At 68.3% G+C, this 9,621-nt stretch carries 9 protein-coding genes and 1 pseudogene; 8 read left to right on the top strand and 2 right to left on the bottom strand.

Going from position 1 to position 9,621, the window contains the following annotated elements; genetic code table 11:
- Positions 1–671 (top strand): PEP-CTERM sorting domain-containing protein (locus Q0C41_RS27130; RefSeq protein WP_291989400.1); only part of this gene is annotated, 671 nt, incomplete at its 5' end.
- Positions 672–812: 141 nt separating this feature from the next.
- Here the strand turns inward: Q0C41_RS27130 and Q0C41_RS27125 are convergent.
- Together Q0C41_RS27125 and Q0C41_RS27120 are read right to left on the bottom strand one after the other, a co-directional pair.
- On the bottom strand, positions 813–1,481 hold the full coding sequence (locus tag Q0C41_RS27125) for a TrkA family potassium uptake protein (protein ID WP_291989397.1): 669 nt from the start codon (positions 1,479–1,481) through the stop codon (positions 813–815).
- Positions 1,482–1,643: 162 nt separating this feature from the next.
- Positions 1,644–3,008 carry a TrkH family potassium uptake protein gene (locus Q0C41_RS27120; protein ID WP_291989395.1) on the bottom strand — a complete coding sequence of 455 codons (1,365 nt, stop codon included), beginning with the start codon at positions 3,006–3,008 and terminating at the stop codon, positions 1,644–1,646.
- 359 nt (positions 3,009–3,367) lie between these two features.
- Here Q0C41_RS27120 and Q0C41_RS27115 point away from each other — a divergent pair, with 359 nt between their 5' ends.
- From Q0C41_RS27115 to Q0C41_RS27085, 7 genes and pseudogenes are all read left to right on the top strand, one after another.
- Complete coding sequence (locus tag Q0C41_RS27115) at positions 3,368–3,916, top strand: (2Fe-2S)-binding protein (RefSeq protein WP_291989393.1); 549 nt, start codon at positions 3,368–3,370, stop codon at positions 3,914–3,916.
- The gene (locus tag Q0C41_RS27110) at positions 3,909–6,128 is read left to right on the top strand and encodes a xanthine dehydrogenase family protein molybdopterin-binding subunit (RefSeq protein ID WP_291989391.1); all 2,220 of its coding nucleotides are present in this window, start codon (positions 3,909–3,911) and stop codon (positions 6,126–6,128) included. The genes Q0C41_RS27115 and Q0C41_RS27110 overlap by 8 nt, the downstream gene beginning before the upstream one ends.
- The gene (locus tag Q0C41_RS27105; protein ID WP_291989390.1) at positions 6,125–7,105 is read left to right on the top strand and encodes a xanthine dehydrogenase family protein subunit M; all 981 of its coding nucleotides are present in this window, start codon (positions 6,125–6,127) and stop codon (positions 7,103–7,105) included. The genes Q0C41_RS27110 and Q0C41_RS27105 overlap by 4 nt, the downstream gene beginning before the upstream one ends.
- A gap of 10 nt (positions 7,106–7,115) precedes the next feature.
- Complete coding sequence (locus Q0C41_RS27100; RefSeq protein WP_291989388.1) at positions 7,116–7,352, top strand: hypothetical protein; 237 nt, start codon at positions 7,116–7,118, stop codon at positions 7,350–7,352.
- Between the two features lie 276 nt (positions 7,353–7,628).
- On the top strand, positions 7,629–8,165 hold the full coding sequence (locus tag Q0C41_RS27095; RefSeq protein WP_291989386.1) for an Lrp/AsnC family transcriptional regulator: 537 nt from the start codon (positions 7,629–7,631) through the stop codon (positions 8,163–8,165).
- The gene (locus tag Q0C41_RS27090) at positions 8,162–9,148 is read left to right on the top strand and encodes an EamA family transporter (protein WP_291989384.1); all 987 of its coding nucleotides are present in this window, start codon (positions 8,162–8,164) and stop codon (positions 9,146–9,148) included. The genes Q0C41_RS27095 and Q0C41_RS27090 overlap by 4 nt, the downstream gene beginning before the upstream one ends.
- 204 nt (positions 9,149–9,352) lie before the next feature.
- Positions 9,353–9,621 (top strand): annotated as a pseudogene (locus tag Q0C41_RS27085) (DUF1326 domain-containing protein); the annotation flags it as partial.

Below are 9,621 nucleotides of genomic sequence, written 5' to 3'. Positions count from 1 at the left end.
ATGTCTTCTCGCTTCTCTCGGTGGTCGCCGTCCTCGGCGTGGCAGCACCCGCCGCCCAGGCCCTGACCATCAACGTGGCCGACTGCTACAGCAACACCGGCTGTGGGGTCGCCCTCGGTGGCGTCGTCGTCAACATCAACAACGCGCCTGACGTGCCGGCAGCCGACATCGGCCGCGTGTTCATCGAGATCACGAACAACACCAACGGCTTCATCAGCCAGTTGTCCCTGTTCTATGCCGGTGGCCTGCCGAATCCGACCGCGGTCGAGAACTTCACGTCGGTGCTCGGCTCGGTGCAGGCCCCGACGCTGTCGTACGGCGCGCCGAACGGCACCGGTGGCGGGCTGACCCAGACGCTGAACTTCTCGTTCAACTACACGACCAGCAACTCGGGTGGCGGCGCCAAGCGCTTCGACGCGGGTGAGAAGATCTCGTTCTACCTCGACGCCGCCACGGCGCTCAGCGCGACCTCGTTCGAGAACGCGGCGTACATGCACCTCCAGGGGCTGCCGCAGGGCCAGAGCGCCAAGCTCCAGGCGTGCCTGCCGAGCTCGTTCGACCCCGATTGCCCGACGGATCCGGGCGACCCGAGCGTGCCGGAGCCGACAACGCTGATGCTGCTCGGATTCGGCCTGGTCGGCGCCGGTGTGGCGGGGCGGCGCAAGAAGTAGGTAGGCAGGATCGGTTTCCGCGCGGGGTGACCCCGGGGGCGTCCCTCCCTGGCGTGGTCCCCTGACGCGGCGGGCTCCCCAGCCCTGAGGCCCCCGGTGTCGCGACCTGTCGCGCTGCCGGGGGTCTTTCGCGTCAGGCCCTCAGCGAATGCGCTCGATCAGCGCGAGCTTCTCGTTGCTGCCGAGCAGGGCGACGATGTCGCCGGCCAGCAGCGTCTGATCGGCCTGGGGCGAGACGATGGTCTGCTCGGTGCCGTCGACCTGCCGCTTGATGGCCACGAGGGTGAGGCCGTGTCGGGCGCGCAGCTCGATGCTCCGGAGCGTATGCCCGACGAAGGGCGTCGGCACGGTGACTTCCACCAGCGAGTGGTCCTTCGACAGCGCGATGTAGTCGAGGGCATTCGGGATGACCAGGCTGCGGGCCGTCCGCTCGGCCATCTCGCGCTCGGGGAAGATGACGCGCGACACGCCCAGCTTCTCGAGGATGCGCCCGTGCAGGGGCGTGACCGCCTTGGCGATGATCTCGGGCACGCCGAGGTCCTTGACCTGCATCACCACGAGCAGACTCGCCTCGATGTTCTCCCCGATCGAGATGATCGCGACGTCGGCCTCGTTGACGCCGGCCTGCCGGAGGGCCCGGAGGTCAGTGGCGTCGATCTGCAGGGCGTTGGTCGTGAGCTCGCCCATCTCGCGGACGCGCTCCTCATCGTCATCGACGCCGATCACGTCCTGGCCGAGCGAAACGAGCGTGGAAGCGACGGCAGACCCGAACCGACCGAGACCGATGACAGCGTAGAGGCGTTTGGACATGACAGAAGAGAGTCGGGAGTCGGGAGTCGGGAGTCGGGAGTCGGGAGTCGGGAGTCGGGAAGCGGGAGTCGGGGACCGGGCTGGGTAGGGCCCGTTCTCCGAACGGGCCGTCATCGTCAGTACATGCGTTCTGCGTTCTGCGTTCTGCGTTCGACCTGGGCGCTATCCAATCAGCACCTTCCCCTCCGGGTAGCGGATGCGGGAGGCTTCGCTGCGGCGGGCCACGGCCATCAGGAGCGTCAGGGGCCCGAGGCGCCCGGCAAACATCATCAGGGCAATCAGCAGCTGCCCGGGAACGGAGAAGTGCCCGCTGAGGCTCAGGGGGCTGGCCCCTTCGCCGGTGGACATGCCCACGGTGCCGAAGGCCGAGACGACTTCGAACAGCGTCGGCAGCAGCTCTCGACCTTCCCGCGCCAGCAGGATGGCCGCCAGCGCGTTGACGGCCAGAAACGCCACGAGACAGATGAGGAAGGCCCGGGCGATCTGCTCCTGCGGCACCCGGCGCTTGAAGACGACGGCATCGGTCTCCCCGCGCGCCGTGGCCCAGAGCGCCGCCAGCAGCACGCTCACGGTGCTGACCTTGACTCCGCCCCCGGTACTGCCCGGCGCGGCCCCGATGAACATCAGGATGGTCATCACGAAGAGGGCGGAGGGCTGACACGCGCCGATGGCGATGGAGTTGAAGCCGGCAGTCCGCGTGACGACGGACTGGAACCAGGCGGCGAGCCAGGCCTGCCCGGCCGGGAGGGCGCCGAGCGTCTGCGGGTTGTCGCGCTCGAGGAGATAGAGCGCGATGGTGCCGCCGACGAGCAGGACCGCCGTCGCGGCGATCACCAGTTGCGAGTGCACGGACAGCTTCAGGGACCGTCGCCGGAGCGACGCGACCTCGAGAATGGTGAAGAACCCGAGACCGCCGAGAATCACGAGCATCGAGACCGTCAGGAGCACGATCGGCTCGTCGCTGGCGCCGACGAGGTTGTCGGAGAACAGAGAGAACCCGGCGTTGTTGAAGGCCGACACCGCGTGGAAGACCCCGAACCAGGCTCCGCGCGCCAGGCCATGCGTGCTGGCCCACCAGGCTCCCAGGATCAGCGCGCCGAGGCACTCGATGACGAGCGTCACCCGCAGCACCCCCCAGGCGAACCGCACGACCTCACCCGGGCCGAACGCATTGAGCCCTTCGACGAGCGTCTGCCGCTCCTGCAACGTGACCCGTCGGCCGAGGGCGACGCCGATGAGCGTCGAGAACGTCATGTACCCGAGGCCGCCGGCCTGGATGAGCAGCAGGACGATGACCTGGCCGAACGCCGACAGGTCCACCGGCGTATCGACGACGATCAGACCGGTGACGCAGACGGCCGACGTCGCGGTGAACAGCGCAGCGTGCCAGGGCAGGCGCAGGCCCGCCGACGCCCAGGGCAGGGACAGCAGCGCGGTGCCGACGACGATGAGGCCGAAGAAGCTGAGGATGAGCAGTTGCGGCGGCGTGAGTTGGCGCGGCCGCGACAGCGATCCCTGGCTGAGCACGGTGGGAGTCTGCCAGAGAAGTTCAAAATTCGAAATTCAGAATGAAGCGCGGGGCCAGCTGGGTCGCCCCTGCCCAACGCTCAGAACCATTCCATGGCGAAATCCGGGCTGGCGTGACGTCGCGGCGCTCGGCAGATCCACCCCTGCCTGCCCCGCGCTTCATTCTGAATTTTGCATGCTGAATTGGGTGGCGGTGGTAGTAGGCTAGGCACTCGATAGCAGTTCTGCTTCCGAACAGCGAGGTACCCGTGTCCGAACACACGCGTTCGCGCCCTGCTGGAGAGGACTCACCCTCCTCTGCTCCGGCGGAGGCGTCGGCGTCCAGCCCGAATTTCTCCAGACGCACGTTCCTCAAGTCGGTGGGTGTCACGCCCGTCGTGGCGGCGGCCATCGCGCCTGACGCAGCCGAGGCCCAGGGGGCCACGGTGGTGGGGCCCGAGGCGGCCCCGCTGACCCTGACCATCAATGGCCAGAAGCGCACGGTGACCGTGGAGCCACGGACGACCCTGCTCGACGCCATGCGCCAGCAGCTCGAGTTGACGGGCGCCAAGCGCGTGTGTGACCGCGGGTCCTGCGGGGCCTGCACCGTGACGATCGACAAGCGCACGGCCTATGCCTGTTCCGTGCTGGCGGTCGACGCCGAGGGGGCCGACATCCGCACGATCGAGGGGCTCACGCAGGGCACGGTGCTGCACCCGGTGCAGCAGGCGATCTTCGAGAAGGACGGCACGATGTGCGGCTTCTGCACGCCGGGCTTCGTGATGTCGACGGTGGCCCTGCTCGACAAGACGCCCAACCCCACGGCGGCGCAGGCCAAGAAGGCGCTCGACGGCAACATCTGCCGCTGCGGGACGTACGTGCGACTGCTCGAAGCGGCGCTGTCGGTGAAGGGAGGCGCCCGTGGCTGACGAACCGATGATGCCGCTGGACGAGTCGATCGCCGGCGAGCAGGTGGCCGAGGTCAACCTGCCGGCGACCGCCAATCCGAACTCTCCCTATGCGTGGCCGAAGGAACGCAGGATCCTGAGCACGCGGGTCAACCGGATCGACGGCCCGGTGAAGGTGTCGGGTCGGGCGAAGTACTCCTACGACATGAAGCGCCCGGGCATGCTGTACGGGCGCATCCTGCGGTCGCCACACCCGCACGCGCGCATCACGGCGCTCGACCTCGGGCCCGCGCTCAAGATGCCCGGCGTCAAGGCGGCCGTGCCGATCGCGAAGGTGGGCGGCAAGCTGATGTACGTGGGCGATGAAGTGGCGGCCGTGGCGGCCGTCACCGAGGATCAGGCCCGCGACGCCGCCCGCGCGATCAAGGTCGAATACGAAATTCTCCCGTTCCTGGCCAACGTGGAGCAGGCGCTGCAGCCGGAGGCGCCGCCGGTGTTCGAGGGTGGCAACGTGAAGGCGTCGCAGACCGAGGAAGAAGGCAGCATCACCGCCGGATTCGCCGCCGCCGCCCACATCGTCGAACAGACGTACAACACGCAGGTGCAGACGCATGTGTCGCTCGAGACGCACGGCTGCATGTGCGAGTGGGAGGGCGAGAAGCTGACGGCGTGGGTGAGCACGCAGGCGGTGCACGGCACGCGCGAGGGGTTCGCGACCAGCCTGGGGATTCCGCAGGCCAACGTCCGCGTGATCACCGAGCACATGGGCGGCGGGTTCGGCAGCAAGTTCGGACCGGACGTCCAGGGGATCGCGTGCGCGCGTCTCGCCAAGGAGGCGAAGGCGCCGGTGCAGCTGATGCTGGACCGCCGCGAGGAGCATCTGGCGGCGGGCAATCGCCCGTCGGCGTACGCGAAGATCAAGGCCGGCGTGTCGGCCGACGGCATGCTGACGGCCTTCGAGGCCGAGAGCTGGGGCACCGGCGGCGCCGGGGCGTCGTCCGGCTTCCCGCTGCCCTACATCTACACGTTCCCGAATCGTCGGCGCGTCCACAAGGACGTCTACATCAACGCCGGTCAGCAGCGCGCGATGCGCGCGCCGGGCCATCCGCAGGGTTGCTTCATCACCGAGATGCTGATGGACGAGCTCGCGGATCGCGTGAAGATGGATCCGATCGAGTTCCGCATCCGGAACCTCCCCCCGCAGGCGCCCAACGCCATGTGGCGCGAGTACTTCAAGATCGGCGCGTCGAAGTTCGGCTGGGACAAGCGGCATGCCACGGGGGATCCGACCCCAGGACCGATCAAGCGCGGCATGGGCTGCGCGGCCAACCGGTGGGGCGGCGGCGGGCGCGGCACGCAGGCCCAGTGCGAGATCCTCCCGGACGGCGGCGTGGTCGTGCGCTGCGGCACGCAGGATCTGGGCGTCGGCACCCGCACGCTGATTGCCGTCATCGCGGCCGAGACCCTCGGCCTGCAGGTGAAGGACATCAAGGTCGAACTCGGCGACAGCAACTACCCGTTCAGCGGGGGGAGCGGGGGGTCGACGACCGCGCCGGCCGTCTCGCCGGCGATTCGCGTCACCGTGAGCAAGGTGCTCCAGGAGTTGGCGACCCGCGTCGCGCCGGCCATCGGCGTGGCGGCAGCCGACATCACGGCCAGCGGTGGGCGGGTCCACTCGAAGACCACGCCAGGGAAGGGCCTGTCGTGGGCCGACGCCTGCAAGCGATTGCAGACGACGCCGGTGTCGGTGAATGCGGGGTGGGAGCCGGGGCTGTCGGCGAGTGGGTCGAGCGGCGTGCAGTTCGCCGAGGTGTCCGTGGACATCGAGACCGGTATCGCCAAGGTCGATCGCATCCTCTGCGTGCAGGACTGCGGCTTGATCGTCAACCAGCTCACCGCCGAGAGCCAGTGCATCGGCGGCATGGTCATGGGCGTGGGATATGCCCTGTACGAGGACCGCATCCTGGACCGGAACACGGCCATGCAGGTGAATCCGAACATGGAGTGGTACCTGGTGCCGGGGATGAGCGACATCCCGAAGATCGACATCATGCTGATGAACCAGCCGGAGCGCGGCGTCATCGGCATCGGTGAGCCGCCGACCATCTCGACCGCGGCGGCCATCGCCAACGCCGTGGCCAACGCCATCGGCGTGCGGGTCCGCAGCATTCCCCTCACCCCGCAGAAGGTGCTGACCGCCCTCGAGGGCGAACGCGCAGGAGGCACGCAGTGAAGCCGTTCGCATACGTGAAGGCTGCCAACGAGCAGCAGGCCCTCGCCGCCCTCGGGCGCGAGCGGGGCAAGGTGCTGCCCCTGGCCGGCGGCATGGACCTCGTGTCCCTGCTGAAGGACCGCATCGCGACACCCGATCGCCTGGTGAACGTGAAGGGCCTCGACGGCACCATCACGGCCACGCCGGACGGCGGCCTGCGCATCGGGTCGGCAGTCCGGCTCGTGGACCTGCAGGCGCATCCGACGGTGACCGCGCAGTACCAGGCCCTGATGGAGGCGGCGGCCGAAGTCGGCACGCCGCAGATCCGGAACCTCGGGACCGTGGGTGGCAACCTGATGCAGCGGCCTCGCTGCTGGTACTACCGCAACGAGGAGTTCCCGTGCCTGAAGAAGGGCGGGGCGCGGTGCTACTCCGTGGACGGCGAGAACCAGTTCCACGCCATCTTCGGCGGTGGCCCCTGCCACATCGTCCATCCGTCGAGCCTGGCGGTGCCGCTGGTGGCCTTCGGCGCCAAGGTGCGCATCGTCGGCCCGCGCGGGGAGCGCGAGGTGCTGGCCGAGGAGTTCTTCGAGCTCCCGGAACGCAACCTGTACGGTGAGACCGCCCTGCGGCCCGACGAACTGTTGACCCACGTCATCGTGCCGCCGGCCAGGGCGATGAAGAGCGCGACGTACGAGGTGCGCTTCCGCAGCTCGCACGACTGGCCCATCGCGTTTGCGTCGGTCGCGCTGCAGCTGCAGGGATCCACCGTGACGGACGCGCGCGTGGTGCTGGGCGCGGTCGCACCGATCCCGTGGCGGTCACCCGAAGCGGAGGCCGCGTTGAAGGGACAGCCCCTCAACGAGGCGACGGCGACGAAGGCGGCGGAGGCGGCGCTGGCAGGCGCCACGCCGATGACCCAGAACGCATACAAGGTGCAGGTGGCGAAGACCGCGGTGAAGCGGGCGCTCCTGCACGCGGCCGGCGTCTCGGCCTGAGAGGGGAACCATGGCTCATCCCGTTCCTGAATCCCGCCTGGTGTCGCCAGACGTGCACTGCGCCCACCTGCGACACAAGGGCATGTACGTCCTGACGACGCCGGACCCGGGCGAGCAGAAGCACGCCGGCACCTGGGACGCCACCGCGTACTGGTGCACCCAGACCCAGAAGGCCATGGGCCCCGATGGCAGTGCGGCGAACGCGGCCTGCTGCGTCGCCGGCAACGGCCGCGGCTGCTGCCACTGAACAATTCAGAATTCAAGATTCAGAATGAAGCGCGGGGCGAGCACATCCTCGCTCCGCGCTATTGAGTACACGTAGCTGTCGACCTTCAGGTCGACAGTCCTCCCCCCGCGACCTCCGCCGACGCCCCAGCCCGAACGTGCCGACGCCCTGCGGATGCCTGGCGGCGTTCGCCCCGCGCTGTGTTGTCGTGCCTAAGCTCTGCGGATGCATGGCGATGCTTGCCCCGCGCCGCATTTTGAACTCTGAATTCTGAATTACTTGTTGTAATGTTCTGCCATGAGTGCCGTTGACAGAACATTGGACGTCGTTGACCTCCAGCTACTGGAGATGCTTCAGGAGAACGCGCGCGTTTCCCAGGCAGACATGGCTCGAACGGTCGGGCTGGCGCCTTCCGCGGTGCTGGAGCGCCTCCGTAAACTCGAGGGCCGCGGTATCGTCCAGGGCTACGCCGCGCTGGTCGCCCCGCGAACCGTTGGTTTAGGTCAATTGGCCTTCGTGGCGGTGCGTGTCTCCGGTACCGGTGAGCAGGAGGAGTCTGCGGGCGCTCGCCTGGCTGCCGTGCCCGAGGTGCTCGAGGTTCATCACGTCGCGGGCGACGACTGCTACCTGCTGAAGGTGCGCACCAGCGACGCCCAGCACCTTGGAACCCTTCTCCGTCAACGACTTGGACGAATTCCCGGCGTCGTCTCCACCCGCACCACGGTCGTGCTCGAGACGGTGAAGGAAACCGTCAGACTTCCGCTCGGGCCGTCGACGCGACAGGGTGACGGCTCCGCCGATGACCCTCGAGCCGCGACCGCGGTGGCGCGATGAGAGGCCTGTCGACCCGACAGCTTGCGTACATTGCCTTCGCGGCCGTCTGCGTCTTCTGGGGTACGACCTATCTCGGCATCAAGGTCGCGCTGGAGACGGTCCCACCGTTCCTGTTGGGCGGCATGCGCTTCACGCTGGCCGGGTCCGTGCTCGCCGTGGCCCTCCGCCTGCTCGGGCACGAGTGGCCGGACTGGCGCCGGGCGCCAACCTTCTTCCTGATTGGCCTGGCGATGCTCGGCTTCGGCAACGGCGGCGTGGTCTGGGCCGAGCAGTTCATGGCCAGCGGCCTCGTGGCGGTGCTGGTGGCGTCGACGCCGTTCTGGATGGTCGGCATCGAGTCACTGGCCGGCGGCGAGCGACTGACCCGGCGAACGGTCGTCGGCCTGTCGATCGGCTTTTCGGGCATTCTCCTGTTGGTGTGGCCGGACCTCCTGGCGGCGATGTCGGCGACGTCGGGCTGGACCTGGATCGGCGGCCTGATCGCCACGCAGTTGGCGTGCGTCGGCTGGTCGGTGGGCTCGACGGTCTCGAAGCAGCGCCTGCACGACACCGACCCGCTCGTGTCGGCGGCGGGACAGATGCTGGCCGGTGGTCTGGTGATGCTGGCGGTGTCCGGTCTGCTCGGCGAGTACGGACGCCTCACCTGGACGGCGCGCAGCGCCGCCGCGGTGGCCTACCTCTTCGTGGCGGGGAGCCTGGTGGGGTTCGTGGCGTACACCTATGCCCTGCGGCACCTGCCGATGTCCATCGTGTCGCTCTACCCGTATGTAAACCCGGTCGTCGCCGTCGTCCTCGGCACCTGGCTCCTCCACGAGCCGCTCACCTGGCGCATCGTCGTGGCGATTGCCGTGATTCTGGGCGGCTCGGCGGTGGTGTCGGGAAGAATTCAGCATTCAAAATTCACAATGAAGCGCGCAGCCAACACCGAAGATCTGCCGGGGGCTCTCCGGGTCCAGAAGGAGCCTGTTCAGACGTCAGAATGAAAAGAGCAGCGCGCCGCGCCCGGCATCCGCAGTGACCGGCGCCCGCAGGACATCGAATTCTGCTTGTCGCGAAGGCGCCGGGGCTTCATGCTCGATGTGCAGCCCTGACGATATTGGCTTGATTGCAGGCGTTGTTCGAAGCTCATCTGCTTCGAGCTGCGCCTCATTCTGAATTGTGAATTGTGAATTGCTTGTGAGGCTCCCATGACCCGTGTTGCCCTGACTCTTGCCATGATGCTCACCGCCGCCCCCACGCTGGCCGCCGATTCGGCGACGCCCGCCGCGGCGCGGACGACGACGCCGACCGTCAGCGGCACGTACGTCGAAGCACGGACCGCGGAGGTCTTCGCCGGCGGCTGCATCATGAACAGCGAAGCCGAGACGATGGGGCGGCAGGCCGTGCTGGCGTGGCGCGTGGACAAGGGGCAGGTCGGGGGCGTGAACATCGACGGCCTCGCGGTGGTCGCCGCGCT

This window comes from Luteitalea sp., from assembly GCF_022842525.1.
Taxonomy (GTDB): domain Bacteria; phylum Acidobacteriota; class Vicinamibacteria; order Vicinamibacterales; family Vicinamibacteraceae; genus Luteitalea.
This window is presented reverse-complemented; position numbering and strand designations above follow the sequence as displayed.

Bases quoted from the DNA above. Each gene is read 5' to 3' on its own strand.
- Q0C41_RS27125 (WP_291989397.1), bottom strand. From the start codon at position 1,481: ATGTCCAAACGCCTCTACGCTGTCATCGGTCTCGGTCGGTTCGGGTCT.
- Q0C41_RS27090 (WP_291989384.1), top strand. From the start codon at position 8,162: ATGAGAGGCCTGTCGACCCGACAGCTTGCGTACATTGCCTTCGCGGCC.
- Q0C41_RS27100 (WP_291989388.1), top strand. From the start codon at position 7,116: ATGGCTCATCCCGTTCCTGAATCCCGCCTGGTGTCGCCAGACGTGCAC.
- Q0C41_RS27095 (WP_291989386.1), top strand. From the start codon at position 7,629: ATGAGTGCCGTTGACAGAACATTGGACGTCGTTGACCTCCAGCTACTG.